Genomic DNA, 18,172 nt, shown 5'->3' on the forward strand with positions numbered 1-18,172 from the left:
TGCCTGTTCGTGCAGGCTTGTAGTTGTGTGAGCTACCGAGGGCGTTGGCGCCTCGGCCGGGTGGAGTGCTGGCGGGATTATCCTGCGCGGTCGGCGCCGGCACCTGTCCCGATAGCGTCCTGGGGCTGCCCTTGCGCGACTTGGCAAATACTTTTAGTTCTGGGGGCATTGGCCCTTTCTGTCTCGGCTTCTGGTACGCTGGTGAGCATTACCCGGGGCCGCACATCAAGCACCGTAGAAGCGCTGTCGCGTGCGGGCCCGGCCGTACCAGGAAACGGAGATTCGTAATAATGGCCACTGACCGTGTGAGCCTGATTCATTTCGATAAACTGAGCATGAGCCCTGCCGCAGCCGAGCGGTTCCAGCATGCTCTCGATGCGCTGGAAGCGCTCAAGCTGCAAGACCGTTACGTTTACCTCATCGCGCCTTACCTTGGGGATATCGCTGACGCTTGCGACGCCGACCAATTGCAGACGGCCTTGGAGCAAGGCCTACGCGTTGTCGACGAGCTGGTGGCCGCCTACTCGGTCAACAAGGTCAAGGCCGATGAAGTGAGCAAAGTGTTCAAGGATGCTGGCGCGCGCGCGCGGGCTGAATTGCCCGGCTGAACGGCATATGGCCAAAGACATCGACAACCCCTGCGTTTCGCTGTGCCAGCTCAACAGTGAGCTGTGCGTGAGCTGCGGTCGTACCCGCGAGGAAATCCGCAAATGGCGGGGCATGAAGCGCCCCGAGAAGATGGCGACCGTGCAGCGGGCGGCCACGCGCATGAAGGCCATCGCCAAGAAGGCGGCCAAGCGGCAGGTCAGTTAGGCCCTGCTGGCAGCCCATCAGCCCCCACAGGGGGCGCAAAGCTTGAGGTCTGCACTGCTTCCTGTGGGAGCCCGGCTTGCCGGCGATGGGCCGCACTCCTTTTTTTGCCCATAAAAGGTCCGCTAGTCGGCCTCTGATGGTCCAGACTGTATGCAGCCCCACACCTGATGCAGCCGACCAGCATTGCTCAAGCCATTGGTCACCCAGCGGGGCGGCGAAGTTACAACTGCCGAGGGTCGTTGATGATCAAGCGTTGCCTGCGCCACGCCTTGCCCTTGTTGTGCCTGATGCTGCTGCCCCTGGCGGCGGTAGCCGATGACACATGCCGGCGGCTGACCGCCACCGGTAACCCGGAATACCCGCCTTACCTGTGGCGCGATCCGCGCAACCCGCAGCAGTTGATGGGTGCCAATGCCGATTTGCTCAAGCACCTGGGCAAGCAGCTCGGGCTGGAGATCGACGTGGTTTACGCGGGGCCGTGGTCACGCGCGCAGGAAGAAGTGCGCACTGGTCGGATCGACCTTCTGGCCGGGTACTTTCGCACCGAGGCGCGGCAACAGCACATGGACTTCATCGAGCCACCGTTCCTGGCCACCCCCAGCGTGGTCTGGGTGCGCCAGGGTGACGCCTTTGCCTACCGGCAATGGGCGGACCTGAAGGGCCGCAAGGGCGGTACGTTGGTGAACAACAGCCATGGCCAGCAGTTCGATGAGTACGCGCAGGCTCATCTCACGCTCGAAGCGGTACCCACTGCTCGCCAGGCGTTCGAAAAACTGGTGCACAAGCGCAGTGCCTACGTGGTTTACGAACAGTACCCAGGCATGGCCCTGGCGCGCACACTGGGTATTGGCGGTGCCGTGCAGGTACTGCAGCCACCGGTCTCCAGTGAAGGGTTGTACCTGGCCATTTCGCATAATTCACCCTGCAACCAACCACAGCTGCGCGCAGCACTGGCCCGGGAAATGGCCAGGATCGTGGGCGGAGCCCTGCCGCAGCAGTTGTTGAAGCAGAACATGGAGCAATGGCAATGACAGGCCGTGCGCAGGCCGTTGCTACAGCGCGTGGGCCAGCTGCTCGGCTTCCTTGGCGTTGCTGACGTTGACCGCGCCAGGCAAATGCACATCATTTTTTGCCGCCAGCAGCTCGGCCATCACGCTGACGGCGATTTCCGCCGGGGTCTTGCTGCCGATATAGATGCCTATCGGCCCATGCAAACGCTGCAGCGACGCTTCGCTTTCGCCGAAATGCTCGATTAGCCGCTCACGGCGCAGTTGGCTGTTACGTCGCGAGCCGATGGCGCCAATGTAGAAGGCCGGGCTGTGCAAGGCTTCGAGCAAGGCCAGGTCGTCCAGCTTCGGGTCATGGCTGACGGCAACGATGGCGCTGCGCACATCCGCCTTGAAGGCACGGACCACATCGTCTGGCATGCCTGGCAGCAGGGTAACGCCGGGGATGCTCCAGCCTGCCGTGTATTCCGGGCGCGGGTCGCACAACGAGACACTGAAACCGTTGAACAGGGCCATGGTTGCGAGGTACTCGGCCAGGGCGCCAGCACCGATCAGCAGCAGGCGGTAACCAGGCCCAAGGGTGCTGCACAGGCGCTGGCCATCAAACCTGAACAGTTGTGGGGTAGCGGTGGCAACCAGGCTGGCAGCACCCGTGTGCAAGTCGAGTTCGCGACACATCAGGTTGCCGCTGTCCAGGCTGGCCAGCAGTTGTTCCAGGTGCGACAACGCGGGCGCGAACTCCAGCACCAGTTCAAGGGTGCCGCCGCAGGGCAGGCCGAAACGGTGGGCTTCGTCGGCGCTGACGCCGTAGCGCACCACCTGCGGCTGGCCGCTGGGCATGCCGGGGCCGCCATAGGCGCTGGTGTAGCGGTGGATCAGGTCGTCCTCAATACAGCCACCGGATACGCTGCCAACCACCCGGCCATCGCTGCGCAGCGCCATCATCGAGCCGACCGGGCGCGGTGAAGAGCCCCACGTACGGGCGACCGTGGCAAGCAGGGCGCGGTGGCCGCCGGCAAGCCAGTCGCGGGTGGTGCGCAGCACCAGCAGGTCGATGCTTTCCATGGAAACTCCGTTACAACACTGTCGAGAAGGTTGGCTCAGGCATGCCCCCTTCAGCGCATATGCAAGATGATGGGGCTACTGCTGGCCGGGTCGGTGTGCCCGCGCAACTTGCTTACCGCCTGCGCGTCCACCGCGCCGCCCTGGTTGCCCCAGGCCGAGCGCACGAACGTCAGCACTTCGGCGATCTCCTTGTCCCCCAGTTGCTCGCGAAAGGCCGGCATACGGTAAGCATCAGGCACTCCAGCAGACACTACCCGCTGTGAACCGTTCAAGGTGATATTGATCGCCGACGCGTCTTCTTTGGCCAAAGCCGATGTAGCCCCGGCCAGTGGTGGCATCGATGGCGCCTGGCCCTTGCCGTCCAGGCCATGGCACGACGCGCAGCGGGTCACGTAGGTGTGCGCCCCGGGGGCGTCCAGCCGCTCGGCAGCCGACACCGCCTGGTACTGCCAGGGCGCGCCATCGCGCTGAGGGTCACCGGGCAGCGACTTCAGGTAATGGGCGATGGCGGCCAGGTCGTCGTCAGTCATGAACTGGGTGGAGTTGTTGAATGCCTCGGTCATCGAACCGAATACCACGGCATGGCGGTTGCGGCCGGTCTTGAGGAACTGGGCGATTTCAGCTTCGCTCCAGCGCCCCAGCCCGGTGTTGTGGTCCGCACGCAGGCTCGGTGCATACCAGCCATCGAGCAATGCCCCGGCCAGGTACGCTGTGCCGCTGTCGTCCAGGGCCTTTTCGTTGAACGCCAGGCCACGCGGCGTGTGGCAACTGCCGCAGTGGCCAGGGCCCTGGACGATGTAGGCACCTCGGTTCCACTGCGCGTCCTGCCCCGCCTGGGCGGTGTACGGCGCGGTCGGGGCAAACAGGCCGTTCCACAGCGCAATGGGCCAGCGCAGGTTCAGCGGCCACGGGATATCGCTGGGCAGGTTGGCTTGCTTGGCCGGCTGCACGCCGTGCATGAAAAACGCATACAGCGCCTTTACGTCGTCATCGCTGAGTTTGGCGTACGAGGGGTAGGGCATGGCCGGGTACAGGCGCCGGCCACCGGGTGCCACGCCGTGGCGCACGGCGCGGTCGAAGTCCGCCAGGCTGTAGGCGCCGATGCCAGTGTCGCGATCGGGGGTGATGTTGGTGGCATGAATGGCCCCCAGCGGGGTGGCCATTTGTAGCCCGCCGGCGAACGGTTGGCCCTCTGGCAGGCTGTGGCAGGCGACGCAGTCGCTGAGCCGGGCCACGTATTCGCCACGGCTGACCAGCGCTGCGGCGGCGGTGTCCGCCTGCGCGTCGGTGAACGGCGAAGCGGGCTCGCGGGTGACATACCAGGCCAGCAGGCCCGCCGCGATCAGGCACGGCAGCGCCAGCCAACCAGCGGTTCTTGCGAAGCGATGGGTCATGGGGCAATCCTCGTGCGTCAGCTGAAGGTGTGGCGGCTCATTGGCAGGCTGCGTACGCGCTGGCCGGTTAGTTGCGCCACCGCGTTGGCCACTGCCGGCGCGACTGCGGGCAGTGGCGGTTCGCCAATGCCGCCCATTTTCGCCCCGCTTTCGACAATGCGCACATGTACCCGTGCCATGCGCGAAGGCGGCAGGATCGGGTACAGGTCGTAATTGCGCGCGCGCGGCTTGCCATCCACGTACACCGCTTCTTCCACCAGCGTCTGCGACAGGCCCAACGCCACCGCCCCATTGACCTGGTGCTCGATGATGGCCGGGTTGACGATACTGCCGGGGTCGATGGCCTGCCAGATATCGTGCACCTTGACCTGGCCGTTCTCCATCGACACTTCGGCGATGACGGCAGCGTGCGAGCCGAAGGGCGAGGCCATGGCCAAGCCACGGGCCCGCTTGCTGCCATCTTCGGCGGTGAACGGCCCGCGCTTCCAGCCCCCGGACAAGTCGGCGACCGCGTTCAGCAGGGTGGTCAGCCGGGGGTTGTCGCGCAGCAGGTGCAGGCGCAGTTCGAACGGGTCCTTGCCACCTTTGTCGGCCAGTTCGTCTAGAAACGACTCATAGAAGAAGTCGTTCAGCGAGTTGCCCACCGAGCGCCAGTAGCCGAGCATGGCCGGGCCTTTGACATAGACCTGGGCAATGCGTTTGTTGGCGATGGCATAGGCCTTGCCCGACAGCCCCTCAAGCGCGGTGGGGTCGACCTTGTCGCCCTGCTTGCCCGCCAGGGCCTCGGTCGGGCCTTCGGTGGCGCTGACCGCTTCGATGGCCACCGGCAGGCCGTCGGCATCGAGCCCAGCGCGGAACTTCACCACGGCGACCGGGCGCAGTACATCACGCAGAAACTCTTCTTCGCGGCTCCAGATCAGTTTGACTGGCCGGCCCACCGCCTTGGCCAGGGCAATGGCCTGCGGGTAGGGGTTGGCCGATTCGTACAGGAAATGGCGGCCGAAGAAGCCGCCCAACAGTGGCGAGTGCAGGTTGATCTGGCTGGTTTGCAGGCCGGTGCGTTGGGCGATGTCGTCACGGAACATGTCCGGGGCCTGGTTGGGCAGCCAGACATCCAGCGTGCCATCGGCATTGAAGCGGGCAAGGGCCGACGGTGGCTCCAGCTGGGCATGGTTCAGGTACTGGTTGTGGTAGCTGGCCTCGACCCGGGTCTTGGCATTGGCCAAGGCACCCGCTACATCGCCTTCGTTTTCTTCATCGCGCGCCGGGCCATCGACCGTGGCCAGGTGCTCGCGCCAGCCGTCGCTGGAAAAATCAGCCGGCATCGCCCGCAGGGTGCTGTCGGCGGAGGGCTCTTGCCAATCGACTTGAAGGGCTTCGACGGCGCGCTTGGCGTGCCACCAGCGTTCAGCGACCACCGCTACCGCCCCTGGCAACTGATGCACCGAGTGCACGCCGTTCATGGCCTTGACCTGGCCTTCGTTACGCAGGCTGCCAACGGTCATGCCCAGGCGCGGCGCATGCTGCACCGCGGCGTGGAGCATGCCGTCCACCTTGATGTCGATGCAGTATTGGGCTTTGCCGGTGGATTTGTCGTAGGCATCCAGGCGCCGAACCGGCTTGCCGATCCAGCGGAACTGGCCAGGGTCGCGCAGCTCGACGCTGGCCGGGTCGGGTACCGGCAGGTCCATGGCCCGCCCGGCCAGTTCGCCGTAAGGCACCGAGCGGCCGCTCGTGGTATGTACCACGTTACCCGGGGTGCTCGACAGTTCGGCCACCGGCACGCCCAGTTTTTCGGCGCCAGCCTGCAGCAACATGGCCCGGGCGAGGGCGCCCAGGCGGCGCATGGTGGGGTAGCTCATGCGTACCGACATGCTGCCGCCGGTAATCCGCATGCCGTTTTCCATCACCACATAGGCTTCGCCGGGTGGCGCGCTTTCGACCACGAAGTGCGCGGGGTCCACGTCCAGCTCTTCACCGACGATCTGGGCCATGGCGGTGAACGGGCCCTGGCCGCCTTCCATGAACGGGCTGAGCAGGCGCACCGTACCGTCTGGGCGAATTTCCAGAAACGCTGGCACTTGGGTGCCGCGTTCTGCTGTGGCCACGGCGGCGGCTTGCACCCGCGGCACGCCCACCGGCAGGCCGAAGCCCAGCACCAGTGCGCCCACGGCAGTGCCGGCGAGGAAGCGACGGCGTGACAGGTTGACCGTTTCGCCGCGCTGCAGGCCGAGCAGTTCGGCAGGGGTATCGACGGGTGTGTTCATCAGGCCTGCTCCCCTTGGGCCAAGTCGTGCATGGCGGCATGGATGGCGTTGTAGGTGCCGCAGCGACACAGGTTGACCATGGCTGCGTCGATCTGCTCGGCGCTGGGTTTGGGCGTGTGCTTGAGCAGCGCGGTGGCCGCCATCACCTGGCCGGACTGGCAGTAGCCGCACTGAGCCACCTGGTGGTCGACCCACGCCGTGACCACCCGTTGGCCGACCGGGTCGGCTTCGATCGCTTCGATGGTGGTGACCTCGCGGCCGACCACGCCGGCCACCGGGGTGACGCAGGCACGGACCACGTTGCCGTCGACCAGTACCGAACACGCGCCGCACTGGGCCAGGCCGCAGCCATACTTGGTGCCGGTCAGCCCCAGGTCATCGCGGATCACCCACAAGAGGGGCGTGTCGGCGTCCGCCTCGACCTGGTAGGTCTTCTGGTTGATGCGTAGTTCCATGGTTCACCTGCCAGTCATCGGTTGTTGTCGCGGGGTCATGTCGGGTGGGGAATACATTGTTCCCCGGTGGGGAAACGCTAGCACAGGCCAGCGGCCCCCGGTTTGAACCGGGTGGCAGGTTCAGAGAATCAGGCAAGTAATCCGTTGGAATGCGCAACTGGGCAGCCAGGCAGGACGTGCGCGGTAAAAACCCGGATAATGCCGGCCAATTTCGTCTTGCACGCTTAAATCACGGTAATCCCGCATGGAAATCAAGGTTAACTTTCTCGACAATCTGCGCCTCGAAGCGAAGTTCGACGACTTCACGGTGATCGCCGACCAGCCGATCCGCTACAAAGGCGATGGTTCGGCCCCGGGCCCGTTCGACTACTTCCTGGCGTCTTCGGCCTTGTGTGCGGCTTACTTCGTCAAGCTTTACTGCCAGACCCGTGACATACCGACAGAAAACATCCGCCTGTCGCAGAACAACATTGTCGACCCGGAAAACCGCTACAACCAGATCTTCAAGATCCAGGTGGAACTGCCCGAGGACATTTCCGAAAAGGACCGCCAGGGTATCCTGCGTTCCATCGACCGCTGCACGGTGAAGAAAGTGGTGCAGACCGGCCCGGAGTTCGTCATCGAGGTGGTCGACAACCTCGACGCCGATGCGCAGGGCTTGCTGATGCCGGTGTCCGATACCAGCACCTGCATCCCTGGCAAGGACCTGCCGCTGGAGAAGACCATCGCCAACATGTCGGGCATTCTCGCCGGGCTGGGGATGAAGATCGAGATCGCCTCATGGCGCAATATCGTCCCCAATGTGTGGTCGCTGCATGTTCGCGACGCGCAGTCGCCCATGTGCTTCACCAACGGCAAGGGGGCTACCAAGGAGGCCGCACTGGCCTCGGCGCTGGGCGAGTTCATCGAACGCCTGAACTGCAATTTCTTCTACAACGACCAGTTCTGGGGCGAAGACCTGGCCAATGCCGCGTTCGTGCATTACCCCGACGAGCAGTGGTTCAAGCCCGGCCCGCGCGACGCGCTGCCGGCCGAGATTCTCGATGCGCATTGCCTGGAAATCTACAACCCCGACGGCGAGCTGCGCGGCTCTCACCTGTACGACACCAACTCCGGCAACACGGCGCGCGGGATCTGCTCGCTGCCGTTCGTGCGCCAGTCTGACCAGCAAGTGGTGTACTTCCCGTCCAACCTGATCGAAAACCTGTTCCTCAGCAACGGCATGAGCGCTGGCAACACCCTGGCCGAGGCGCAGGTGCAGTGCCTGTCGGAAATCTTCGAGCGGGCGGTGAAGCGTGAAATCCTCGAAGGCGAATTGTGCCTGCCGGATGTGCCGCACGAGGTCCTGGCCAAGTACCCGGCCATCCTCGCGGGTATCCAGGGCCTGGAAGCGCAGGGCTTCCCGGTACTGGTCAAGGATGCCTCGCTGGGGGGGGAGTTCCCGGTCATGTGCGTGACCCTGATGAACCCGCGCACCGGTGGCGTTTTCGCTTCGTTCGGTGCCCACCCAAGCCTGGAAGTGGCGCTGGAACGCAGCCTTACCGAACTGCTGCAGGGGCGCAGCTTCGAGGGCCTGAACGACCTGCCGCAACCGACCTTCGAAAGCCATGCGCTGACCGAACCGAACAACTTCGTCGAACACTTCATCGATTCCAGCGGGGTGGTGTCGTGGCGTTTCTTCAGCGCCAAGGCCGACTTCGAGTTCGTCGAGTGGGACTTCTCTGGCCACGGCGCAGACTCCAACCAGCAGGAGGCCGCCACGCTGTTCGGCATTCTGCAAGACATGGGCAAGGAAGTGTACATGGCGGTGTACGACAACCTGGGCGCCACAGCCTGCCGTATCCTGGTGCCGGGTTATTCCGAGATCTACCCGGTCGAAGACCTGATCTGGGACAACACCAACCGCGCCCTGGCGTTCCGTGCCGACATCCTCAACCTGCACAGCCTCGACAGCCGCTCGCTGAAACTGCTGCTCAAGCGCCTGGACAACTGCGATGTCGATGACTACACCACCATCACCACGCTGATCGGCGTGGAGTTCGACGAGAACACTGCCTGGGGCCAGCTGACCATTCTTGAACTCAAGCTGCTGATCTGCCTGGCCGTACAGCGCTTCGAAGATGCCAAGGAGCTGGTCGAGGCGTTCTTGCAGTTCAACGACAACACCGTCGAACGTGGCCTGTTCTACCAGGCGCTGAATGTGGTGCTGGAGGTGCAACTCGATGACGAACTGGAGCTGGGCGACTACGAGGCCAACTTCCGCCGCATGTTCGGCGATGCGCGCATGGACGCGGTGCTGGGCTCGGTTGACGGCAGCGTCCGCTTCCATGGCCTGACCCCGACCAGCATGAAGCTCGAAGGCCTCGACCGGCACCTGCGGTTGATCGAGAGCTACAAGAAGCTGCATGCGGCGCGGGCCCGCTTCGCCTGATAGCGGCTTTAGACAGCGTTGAATGGCGCTGGCAAGGGATGCAGCAGGTCGGGCAAACCCGCCCCGGAACTGCTCAACGCCTTGCCAGCGATATAGCCAAAGGTCATGCCCGGCCCCAGGGTAATACCGCCGCTCGGGTAGTGCCCGCCCATCACGCTGTGCATATCGTTGCCCACCGCATACAGCCCGGGAATAGGCTGCGCCTGCTCGTTCAGCACCCGGGCCGCCGCGTCTGTTGCCAGGCCGGCAAACGTGCCAAGGCTGCCGGGCAACAGCTTGACCGCGTAGAACGGCCCGTTCAGCAGGGGCCGTAGCGAGGGGTTGGGCCCGTGCAAGGGTTCCCCTTGGGCGCGGTTATAGGCTGACACGCCGCGGCCGTAAACGGGGTCCAGGCCCTGGGCCGCATGCTGGTTGAACGCCGCCACCGTGCACTGCAACTGCGCCGCATCGATGCCACAGCGCTGTGCCAGTTGGGCCAGGCTGTCGCCCTTGTGCAAGTAGCCACAGCGTTGGTAGATGCCGGTGGGGAACGGAAAGGGTTTGGCCCAGCCAATGCCATAGCGCCGTTGCGCGGCATGGTCGCAGATCAGCCAGGCCTGCGCCGGCTCGCCCTGCGGCGTGGCGGCGAACAATGCATTCATGAAGTCGTGGTAGCAATCGGCCTCGTTGGCGAAGCGCCGGCCATCGCTGCGTACCGCAATGAAACCGGGTTTGGCGCGGTCGACCAGGTGTGGAAAGTGGCCATGACTGCCATCGCGGCGTGGCACCTGCGACACCGGTGCCCAAGCCCCGGCATGGGCACCGCAGCTATGTACCTGGCCACCGGCCTGTTCGCCCAGGCGCAGGCCGTCCCCGGTGTTTTCCCGGGGCGCGGCAGAGTAATGCTGGTGACCCTGCGGCGCATGCGGCACCAGTTGCGCAATACGCTGACGATCATGCGGGAAGCCCCCGCAAGCCAGCACCACGCCACGGCGCGCATGAATCACCTGGCCGTCGGCAAACTGTGCGCCGCCGACCCGGCCTGAGCCCAGCAGGCGCGTGGCTGCTTTGCCGGTCAGCACGGTCACGCCCAGATCGAGCGCACTGCGCAGCAGGCGTGCCACCAGCGCGTTGCCATTGACCAGCTGCTGGCCGCGACGGTGCAGCAGCAGATCGCGGCCATGGCGCAGCAGCCGCCTGCCGACATGCATGGCCGCCTTGGGCGAGCGGGTGGCGTTGAAGAAGGCGGTCATGTCGGCGCCCCCGGCAATGCCCATGCCGGCCAGGCTGACAATGTCCAGCGGCGGGCGCAGCTTGCGCAGCCAAGGCCCCAGCCGGCGCCCGTCGTAGGGCAGTGCGCACAGCGAGCGGCCGCCGTGCGCACTGCCGTCACCTGCGTGCATGTCGGGCATGCGGCTGCCGCTTTGAAACTGCACGGCAGTGTGCCGCTGGAAAAACGCCGCCATTTCCGGGCCGTGGTGCAGAAACGCCCGTTGGCGCGCATCCAGTTCACTGACATGGGTTTGCGCGCGCAGGTAGCGCTCCGGGGCGTCGCCTGCCTCGACGATGCCCTCGGCAACGGCCAGCGGGTTGCGGGGTATCCACAGCCAGCCGCCCGACCAGGCGCTGGTGCCACCCAGGTGGGTGGCCTTTTCGGCGATGATTACCTGCTGGCCATGGTGTGCAGCAGTCACGGCGGCCGCCAGGCCCGCGGCACCAGCGCCAATGACCAGTACGTCGCATTGCAGAGGTTGCATGGCGTTGTTCCGTAAGGGCGGTGAGAAGGGGTGTGCAGGGTTTACTGCAAGGGCGAAAAACCGGTCGGCCGCATCAGCCGTGAGTGCAGGCGCACGACTGCCCCCAGCTCCCGGTTGCGCCGCGAAAATTCCGCCCAGCGTGGGTCCGCCGCCATGGCCGCCCGGCGCGCCATGCGCTCGTCCAGGCTGCTATAGCCCCAGATGTGCACCACCTGGTTGACGTCGCCGAACTCGCTGGTGAAAAAGCCCACCAGGTTGCCCAAATGTTCGCTTTGCACCTCCAGCGCGTGGCTCTGGTACAGCGCGAGCCAGTCGGCCATTTTCAGGGGGTCGAGGGTGTAGGTTCTCAGTTCGTAGTACATGCTGGGGTCTCCGTGGGGGTGGTGGGCGCCTGCAGGCGCGCAGCGATGTGGTTGGCAGCGAGCCAGCCGAACGTCAGGGCAGGGCCCAGGGTGATGCCGGGCCCGGGGTAGGTGCCTTTCATCAGTGAGTTCATGTCGTTGCCAACCGCGTACAACCCGGCGATGGGCTGACCGTTGCGGTTCAGTACATTGGCATCGGTGTTGGTGACCAGGCCGCAGGCCGAACCGAGGTCGCCGGTGTGGAGGCGGATGGCATAGAACGGCGCGCGGGTGAGCGGCGCCAGGCAGGGGTTGGGTTGGTGCTGCGGGTCGCCCATGTAGCGGTTGTAGCTGTTGCCGCCTTTTCCGAACGCACGGTCGGTGCCCGTGGCGGCATCACGGTTGAACTGCTCGAGGGTGCGGGCAAGCCCCTCCGGGTCCACGCCGATGGCCTGGGCCAGGGCTTGCGCTGTGGTCGCCCGGTACAGGTAGCCGGCATCGACCAGCGCCTGGTTGTTCACGGGGCTGGGCCGCGCCAGGCCCAGGCCATAGCGGTGCATCGCCTGGCCATCACAGACCAGCCAGCAACTGCTGATGCCTTTGGCGAACATGGTCTGCACGAAATGGTGGTACGAGTCGGATTCGTTGACGAAGCGCCGGCCGCTGGCGTCTACCGCAATCACGCCCGGTTTGGCGCGGTCGGTCACCAGGTGCGGGAAACGTTCGCGGCGACCGTCGGCATGGCGCAGTTCGGAAACCGGTGCCCAGAAGAAGTTCGCCGCCAGGCCGTCGCCAACTGCGGCGGCCACTGCCTGGCCAAGGCGCAGTGCGGCACCGTCGTTGCTCGGCGGTGACATGCTCAGGTGCGCGCCCGCTTGCGCTGGGCGGTAGCTGGCGGCCAGCGCGCCAGCGGCGAACCCACCCATGGCGCACACCACGCCGCCACGGGCCATTACCCGTTCGCGGCGCCCGTCACGCTGTATCACCACGCCGGTGACCCTGCCGCACTCGGTGATCAGCTCCACGGCGGCGCTGTTCAACCACAGTTGCGTGCCATGGGCGAAGGCGCTAGTGGCGAGCCGGGCGACCAGTGCGTTGCCGGTCGTCAGCCGCGTGCCGCGCGGGTGCTGCAGCCTGTCCCGCCCATAGCGGGCCAACAGCTTCAGGCAGTGCCACAGTGACCGGGGCGAGCGGCGCATGCTGAGAAAGTGCTGGATGTCCACGCGGTTGACCATCATGCCGCCGAACAGCAGCATGCCCGGCGGTGGCATCTGCAGCGCTTTGAAATGTGCACCGAGTCGCCTGCCGTCGTATTCGACCATTTCCAGCGCGCGGCCAAACTCGGTGGCGCCGGGGGCGTGCGGGTAGTAATCCGGCGAGTGCGGGCGCACGGAATAGCGCAATTCGGTGTGTTGCTCCAGCCAGCGCAGCGCCTGGTGACCTTGCTCGATGAAGGCGTCGGCCAAGGCTGCGTCGTAGCCGTTACCAATTACGTGTTTGAGGTAGGTGCGCATGGCCTCGGGGGAGTCTTCGGCCCCCGCCGCGCGCCCCTGGTCGGTGCCGTACAGCCACACGGCGCCCCCAGAACTGGCCGAAGTGCCACCGAAGTGCCCGGCCTTCTCCACCACCAGCACTTTCAGCCCACGGCAGGCAGCCGTAGCGGCGGTGGCAAAGCCGCCGGCGCCACTGCCCAGCACAACCAGGTCGTAGCTATGTGATGCTGCTTCATGAGTCGCCATGGCTTCAGATCTCCAGCGGCGTCACGCCCATGAAGGCGCCCAAATGGCCGAGTTGGGCAAAGGCCATTTCCGGCCCTGTCTGGATCTTGCAGCCAACCTGCCGGGCGCGGTTGAGCAGCGGGGTGATCTCGGGCGCAGTGACCACGTCGGCTACCAGGGTTTCGGGCAGCAAGGTGGCCAGCAAGGCGGCGGACAATGGCAACTCGGCACGGCTGCCCATGCCTACCGGAGAGGCATTGGCCAGCAGGTCGAAGCCTTCGAGCCCATTGAACGCGGTGTGGACCGTGAGCCCGGGGAAGGCAGTGCCAAGCAGTTCGCACAGTGCGCCCAGGCGCTCGCTGCTGGGGTCGCTGAGGGTAATACTGGCGATGCCGGCCTCGCCCAAGGCATAGGCGATGGCGCTGCCGACACCACCACAGCCAATCACCAATGCACGCTTGCCCGCAGGCAGGAAGCCGTGCTTGCGCGCAGCCCCGAGAAAGCCGGCGCCGTCAACGTTGTCACCCAGCAAACGGCCGTCACGCTCGCGGCGCACCACATTGACCGAGCCCAGGGCCGCAGCGCGTTCGCTCAGGGCATCCAGGCGCTTGGCCAGGGCCTGCTTGTACGGCACGGTGACCACGCAACCGCGCAGGTTTTGCCAACCGCGCAGGGCACCGACAAAGCTGTCCAGCGCTGCCTCGTGCAAGTCGATGGGCAGCATGGCGACATCGCGGTGGTGGTTGGCGAACCAGGTGTTGAAGTTTTCCGGGGACTTCACCTGGGCGATGGGGGCACCGACGATAGCGACCAGTTCAGTGGAACCACGAATCATGCTGACCTCATTATTGGCGTTGTTGTGGCGCCAAGGTTGAGGTAGTCAAACGCAGACAGCAATGCGCTTGGCGGCGAGTTGATGCGATAATCGCAGCCATGCTCCGGTTATCGCATTGATCGGCCCGATTAGCTTCCAGCACTGAGGTAAGGCATGCCCACCCCCGTCATTCATCCTCGCGACCTTATCGCCGGCCTGCAAAAGGGCCTGGCCCTGATGCAGGTGTTCAGTGCCGAGCAGCCGCGCCTCAGTGTGCCGCAAGCCGCCCGCCTGTCAGGCCTCACCCCCAGCGCTGCGCGGCGTTTTCTGCTGACCTTGGTGCATGAGGGTTTCGCCCAGACCGACACCCGTGAGTACTGGCTTACGTCCAAGGCCTTGCGCCTTGGGCAGGCCTATGTGGACTCGGCGCAATTGCCGCGTATGCTGCGGCCGATCATCGAGCAGGTGGCGCGGCAGACCCAGGAGCATGTGTCGGTAGGCACCCGCGATGGGGACGAAATCATCCACCTGGTGCGCAGCCGCTACAGCCATGTGGCGTCGTTATCGATCCGGCCAGGTTCGCGGGTGCCGATGTATTGCACGGCCGGGGGGCGGGTGTGGCTGGCCTGGCTGGGGGAGGGCGCGCAGGCTGAATACTTTGCGCGCAACGCGTTGCAGGCGTTGACGCCGTATACGCAGACTGACCCTGTGCTGCTGCAGGCCGAGCTGCAGCGGGTGAAGGCGCAAGGGTTCTGCATTGTCGACCAGGAATATGAAATCGGCATGCGCGTGCTGGGTGTGCCGTTGCTGGACCGCGCCGGCCAGTTGCAGGCGACGCTGACCATTACCACCCACGCCTCACGCTTGAGCATGGATGAAATCCGCTTGCGCTATCTACCGGCCCTGTACGAGGCCCAGGCATTGTTGCGGCCGGTGCTGGGTTGAGCCCAGCACCGCAGGCCGCCGGGTCTACAGTGCGTCGGCCATAACTTGGTCTTCGCCCAGAAAGCCGCCACTCTGGTGCTGCCACAGCCGGGCGTAAGTCCCTTGTTTGGCCAGCAGTTCGGCGTGAGTGCCTTGCTCGATGATGCGCCCCTCGTCCATCACGATCAGCCGGTCCATGGCCGCGATCGTCGACAAGCGGTGGGCAATGGCGATGACCGTCTTGCCTTGCATCATTTCATCCAGGCTCTCCTGAATCGCCACTTCCACTTCCGAGTCAAGCGCACTGGTGGCTTCGTCCAGCAGCAGGATCGGTGCGTTCTTCAACATCACCCGGGCAATGGCAATGCGCTGGCGCTGACCACCAGACAGCTTGATGCCGCGCTCGCCCACCAGCGTGTCGTAACCACTGTTGCCCTGGCGGTCGCTGAGCTGGTCGATGAACCCGTCGGCCTGGGCATTGGCGGCGGCGGCGCGGATCTGCGCGTCGGTCGCATCCGGGCGGCCATAGGCAATGTTGTCGCGAATCGAGCGGTGTAGCAGTGAGGTGTCCTGGGTGACCATGCCGATCGCACTGCGCAGGCTGTCCTGGGTGACCTTGGCAATGTTCTGCCCGTCGATGCGGATTTCACCTTGGTCCACGTCATAGAAGCGCAGCAACAGGTTGATCAAGGTGGACTTACCGGCACCCGAGCGCCCCACCAGGCCGACTTTCTCGCCGGGGCGTATGTGCAGGGTCAAGTCGTTGAGCACCTGGCGCTCGCCGTTGTAGTTGAAACTGACCTGGTCAAAACTGACTGCGCCACCTTTGCTCACCAGCGTGGTCGCATCCGCTGCATCCTGCACCTTGGGGCCGCGGGTCAGGGTCCCCATGCCGTCCTGTACGGTACCGATGTTCTCGAACAGCGAAGTGATCTCCCACATGATCCAGTGCGACATGCCGTTGATCCGCAGGGCCATGGCGGTGATCGCGGCTACCGCACCGGCGCCGACCTGGCCCTGGTGCCACAGCCACAGTGCATAACCGCCGGCGCCCATGATCAACGCCACGACCAGCGCCTGGTTGACGATTTCGAACAGGCTGACCAGGCGCATCTGGCGAAAGCCGGTCTGCTTGAAATCCTCCATGGCGGCACGCGCGAAATGCGCTTCACGGTTTGAATGGGAGAACAGTTTCACAGTGGTGATGTTGGTATAGGCGTCGGAAACCCGCCCAGTCATCGACGAGCGGGCATTGGCCTGTTCCTGCCCGACCTTGCCCAGGCGGGGGACGAAATACAGCATGGCCAGGCCGAACAACAGCACCCAGGCAATGAAGGGCAGCATCAGTTTCAGGGCAAAACCACCGGCCAGGGCGATGATCGCGATGAAGTACACGCCGATCCCGGGCAGGATCTCGATAAGGGTGAACAACACGTCGCGTACTGCCAGTGCTGTCTGCATCACCTTGGTGGTGACCCGGCCAGAAAATTCGTCGGAGAAGAACGACAAGCTCTGGCGCAGCATCAGCCGATGGAAGTCCCAGCGCAACCGTAGCGGCAAATTGATTGCCAGCACCTGGTGCTGAACCATGGTGCGCAAGGCCACCAGCCCGACGCTGACCACCAGCACGATACCGATGCCCCACAGCACGCGGCTTTCCTCGGGGCTGACCGTGCTGCCCGCCTGCCAGGCGGCCAGCAGGTCCACTACCTGGCCTAGGAAGGCGAACAGCCAGGCCTCATAGACCGATACCCCGGCACTGAGCAATGCCAGCACCAGGATGTAACCACGGGCGCCGCGCGTACAGGCCCACATGAAGCGCAACAGCCCCATGGGCGGCGGCGGCACCTCGTCGGGCGGGAAGGGGTCGAGCCTGCGCTCAAAAATACGAAGCATGCTTGTCTCCGGGCATCTGCTTTGGCGTAACCGATAACCATACAGCACTGGGCGCAATCCGCCTGCCAATAGACACCTGCGGCGCACATTCGATCAAGCCGGCGGGCTTGACAGGTGTCTGCTTCCCCTACCATTATCCAGCCATCTCCATGCAACGGGCTTGCCAGCATGTCCATGACCAACCACGCCATCTTCGCTTCGGGCTTCAATGCCCAGGCTGGTGCGTGCGTTGCCGTTGCCAAGAAATCCAAGAAACAGCCGCTCATCTGACCGAGGCGCGCTGTCTCGTCAGGTGGGCTGACGAGACAGAAGGCGCCAGGCAACCCCGCCCCGACTCCCTCCACTCTTCGCCCTGCTGACGCTGACTTTCGGTCAACATCAGGAGTTTTTGCATGTCGAATTTCCGTGGTATCTGGATCGCCCTCGTCACGCCCATGCGCGCGAATGAAATCGACTTCGCCGGGCTGGAAAAGCTGGTGAAGCATTTGCTCGAAGAGGGCGTGGCCGGTTTTGTGGTGTGCGGTACTACGGGTGAGGCTGCGGCGCTGTCCAAGGCCGAGCAACTGGCGGTGCTGGATGCCGTGCTGGGCTGGGTGGAGCCGGGCAGGGTGGTGATGGGGTTGTCGGGTTACAACCTGGATGAACTGCTGGCCTTCCAGGCGCAGGTCCAGCAGCGGCCGCTGGGCGGGCTGCTGGTTCCCGCACCGTGCTATATCCGCCCTTCGCAAGCGGGTATCGAAGCCTTCTTCCGCACCGTCGCCGATGCCGCCCGCGTGCCGGTGATCGTCTACGACATACCTTACCGTACCGGCGTACGCATCGAGCAGGAAACCCTGCGGCGTATCGTGCGCCACCCGCGCATTGCTGCGGTCAAGGACTGCAGTGGCGACCTGGAAACCACCCTGGCGCTGATCCAGGACGGTAACGCGCAGGTGCTGGCCGGTGAAGACCTGCAGATCTTCAACAACCTGTGCCTGGGGGGCGCGGGGGCCATTTCGGCTTCGGCGCATGTACGTGCGGACCTTTACGTGCGCATGCTGCGCCAGGTGGACGCAGGTGACTGGGCGGCCGCGCGCGGCACTTTCTACCAACTGCTGCCATGGCTGAAAATGGCCTTTGCCGAGCCCAACCCGGCTGTGGTCAAGGCGGCATTGATGTTGCAGAACCTGATTGACGATGAGGTGCGCGCCCCTATGCAGGCGTGCACGGCGGCGACCCGGGGCAAGCTGCAAGAGGTGCTGGCCGCATTCGGCGCCTGAGCCAGGGTATCTTCACGGGGGCACGGGGAGTAGCATCGGCCCCATGCGCCTT

15 protein-coding genes are annotated in these 18,172 nt (G+C 64.8%); 6 read left to right on the forward strand and 9 right to left on the reverse strand.

The window, feature by feature from the left end:
• Positions 1-290: 290 nt before the first annotated feature.
• From FPB55_RS10225 to FPB55_RS10235, 3 genes are all read left to right on the forward strand, one after another.
• Entirely contained in the window at positions 291-608 is a 318-nt protein-coding gene (locus FPB55_RS10225; protein WP_009686556.1) for a hypothetical protein, read from the forward strand.
• Positions 609-615: 7 nt separating this feature from the next.
• Positions 616-813 carry a DUF1289 domain-containing protein gene (locus FPB55_RS10230; protein ID WP_029887314.1) on the forward strand — a complete coding sequence of 66 codons (198 nt, stop codon included), beginning with the start codon at positions 616-618 and terminating at the stop codon, positions 811-813.
• Between the two features lie 242 nt (positions 814-1,055).
• On the forward strand, positions 1,056-1,844 hold the full coding sequence (locus tag FPB55_RS10235) for a transporter substrate-binding domain-containing protein (protein ID WP_054903951.1): 789 nt from the start codon (positions 1,056-1,058) through the stop codon (positions 1,842-1,844).
• A gap of 21 nt (positions 1,845-1,865) precedes the next feature.
• On the opposite strand, the gene FPB55_RS10240 is transcribed toward FPB55_RS10235, so the two are convergent.
• The 4 genes from FPB55_RS10240 to FPB55_RS10255 are packed head-to-tail and all read right to left on the reverse strand — an operon-like array spanning position 1,866 to position 7,001.
• Positions 1,866-2,885: an XdhC family protein gene (locus FPB55_RS10240; RefSeq protein WP_047149645.1), complete on the reverse strand. Its 1,020-nt coding sequence runs from the start codon at positions 2,883-2,885 to the stop codon at positions 1,866-1,868.
• A 50-nt stretch (positions 2,886-2,935) separates the two neighbouring features.
• On the reverse strand, positions 2,936-4,279 hold the full coding sequence (locus tag FPB55_RS10245; RefSeq protein WP_144188111.1) for a cytochrome c: 1,344 nt from the start codon (positions 4,277-4,279) through the stop codon (positions 2,936-2,938).
• Positions 4,280-4,296: 17 nt separating this feature from the next.
• Positions 4,297-6,546 (reverse strand): molybdopterin cofactor-binding domain-containing protein, encoded by a 2,250-nt coding sequence (locus tag FPB55_RS10250; protein WP_144188113.1) that lies wholly within the window; start codon positions 6,544-6,546, stop codon positions 4,297-4,299.
• Positions 6,546-7,001: a (2Fe-2S)-binding protein gene (locus tag FPB55_RS10255; protein WP_009686563.1), complete on the reverse strand. Its 456-nt coding sequence runs from the start codon at positions 6,999-7,001 to the stop codon at positions 6,546-6,548. Before FPB55_RS10255 ends, FPB55_RS10250 begins: the two co-directional genes overlap by 1 nt.
• A gap of 244 nt (positions 7,002-7,245) precedes the next feature.
• Here FPB55_RS10255 and FPB55_RS10260 point away from each other — a divergent pair, with 244 nt between their 5' ends.
• Positions 7,246-9,432, forward strand: coding sequence for an OsmC domain/YcaO domain-containing protein (locus FPB55_RS10260; RefSeq protein WP_144188115.1), 2,187 nt, complete (start codon positions 7,246-7,248; stop codon positions 9,430-9,432).
• Positions 9,433-9,440: 8 nt separating this feature from the next.
• Here FPB55_RS10260 and FPB55_RS10265 read toward each other — a convergent pair whose 3' ends face one another.
• Genes FPB55_RS10265 through FPB55_RS10280 form a run of 4 tightly spaced genes read right to left on the reverse strand, consistent with a single transcriptional unit; the run spans position 9,441 to position 14,062 of the window.
• Entirely contained in the window at positions 9,441-11,168 is a 1,728-nt protein-coding gene (locus tag FPB55_RS10265) for an FAD-dependent oxidoreductase (RefSeq protein ID WP_144188117.1), read from the reverse strand.
• Between the two features lie 41 nt (positions 11,169-11,209).
• A complete protein-coding gene (locus FPB55_RS10270; protein WP_029887308.1) occupies positions 11,210-11,530 on the reverse strand; it encodes an NIPSNAP family protein in 321 nt (106 codons plus the stop codon).
• Positions 11,515-13,248, reverse strand: coding sequence for an FAD-dependent oxidoreductase (locus FPB55_RS10275; RefSeq protein WP_144188119.1), 1,734 nt, complete (start codon positions 13,246-13,248; stop codon positions 11,515-11,517). The genes FPB55_RS10270 and FPB55_RS10275 overlap by 16 nt, the downstream gene beginning before the upstream one ends.
• 4 nt (positions 13,249-13,252) lie before the next feature.
• Positions 13,253-14,062, reverse strand: a complete 810-nt coding sequence (locus FPB55_RS10280; RefSeq protein WP_115293933.1) for a shikimate dehydrogenase — start codon at positions 14,060-14,062, stop codon at positions 13,253-13,255.
• Between the two features lie 153 nt (positions 14,063-14,215).
• On the opposite strand from FPB55_RS10280, the gene FPB55_RS10285 reads away from it, so the two are divergent.
• Entirely contained in the window at positions 14,216-14,986 is a 771-nt protein-coding gene (locus FPB55_RS10285; protein ID WP_144188121.1) for an IclR family transcriptional regulator C-terminal domain-containing protein, read from the forward strand.
• A 24-nt stretch (positions 14,987-15,010) separates the two neighbouring features.
• On the opposite strand, the gene FPB55_RS10290 is transcribed toward FPB55_RS10285, so the two are convergent.
• Positions 15,011-16,861, reverse strand: a complete 1,851-nt coding sequence (locus FPB55_RS10290) for an ABC transporter ATP-binding protein (RefSeq protein ID WP_054903955.1) — start codon at positions 16,859-16,861, stop codon at positions 15,011-15,013.
• A 392-nt stretch (positions 16,862-17,253) separates the two neighbouring features.
• On the opposite strand from FPB55_RS10290, the gene dapA reads away from it, so the two are divergent.
• On the forward strand, positions 17,254-18,120 hold the full coding sequence (gene dapA, locus FPB55_RS10295; protein WP_144188123.1) for a 4-hydroxy-tetrahydrodipicolinate synthase: 867 nt from the start codon (positions 17,254-17,256) through the stop codon (positions 18,118-18,120).
• Positions 18,121-18,172 lie beyond the last annotated feature (52 nt).

The sequence above is a fragment of the Pseudomonas sp. BJP69 genome (assembly GCF_007633355.1).
Lineage (GTDB): Bacteria > Pseudomonadota > Gammaproteobacteria > Pseudomonadales > Pseudomonadaceae > Aquipseudomonas > Aquipseudomonas juntendi.

Coding starts and splice junctions, on each gene's coding strand:
- FPB55_RS10225 (WP_009686556.1), top strand. CDS start 291: ATGGCCACTGACCGTGTGAGCCTGATTCATTTCGATAAACTGAGCATG.
- FPB55_RS10230 (WP_029887314.1), top strand. CDS start 616: ATGGCCAAAGACATCGACAACCCCTGCGTTTCGCTGTGCCAGCTCAAC.
- FPB55_RS10235 (WP_054903951.1), top strand. CDS start 1,056: ATGATCAAGCGTTGCCTGCGCCACGCCTTGCCCTTGTTGTGCCTGATG.
- FPB55_RS10240 (WP_047149645.1), bottom strand. CDS start 2,885: ATGGAAAGCATCGACCTGCTGGTGCTGCGCACCACCCGCGACTGGCTT.
- FPB55_RS10245 (WP_144188111.1), bottom strand. CDS start 4,279: ATGACCCATCGCTTCGCAAGAACCGCTGGTTGGCTGGCGCTGCCGTGC.
- FPB55_RS10250 (WP_144188113.1), bottom strand. CDS start 6,546: ATGAACACACCCGTCGATACCCCTGCCGAACTGCTCGGCCTGCAGCGC.
- FPB55_RS10255 (WP_009686563.1), bottom strand. CDS start 7,001: ATGGAACTACGCATCAACCAGAAGACCTACCAGGTCGAGGCGGACGCC.
- FPB55_RS10260 (WP_144188115.1), top strand. CDS start 7,246: ATGGAAATCAAGGTTAACTTTCTCGACAATCTGCGCCTCGAAGCGAAG.
- FPB55_RS10265 (WP_144188117.1), bottom strand. CDS start 11,168: ATGCAACCTCTGCAATGCGACGTACTGGTCATTGGCGCTGGTGCCGCG.
- FPB55_RS10270 (WP_029887308.1), bottom strand. CDS start 11,530: ATGTACTACGAACTGAGAACCTACACCCTCGACCCCCTGAAAATGGCC.
- FPB55_RS10275 (WP_144188119.1), bottom strand. CDS start 13,248: ATGGCGACTCATGAAGCAGCATCACATAGCTACGACCTGGTTGTGCTG.
- FPB55_RS10280 (WP_115293933.1), bottom strand. CDS start 14,062: ATGATTCGTGGTTCCACTGAACTGGTCGCTATCGTCGGTGCCCCCATC.
- FPB55_RS10285 (WP_144188121.1), top strand. CDS start 14,216: ATGCCCACCCCCGTCATTCATCCTCGCGACCTTATCGCCGGCCTGCAA.
- FPB55_RS10290 (WP_054903955.1), bottom strand. CDS start 16,861: ATGCTTCGTATTTTTGAGCGCAGGCTCGACCCCTTCCCGCCCGACGAG.
- dapA (WP_144188123.1), top strand. CDS start 17,254: ATGTCGAATTTCCGTGGTATCTGGATCGCCCTCGTCACGCCCATGCGC.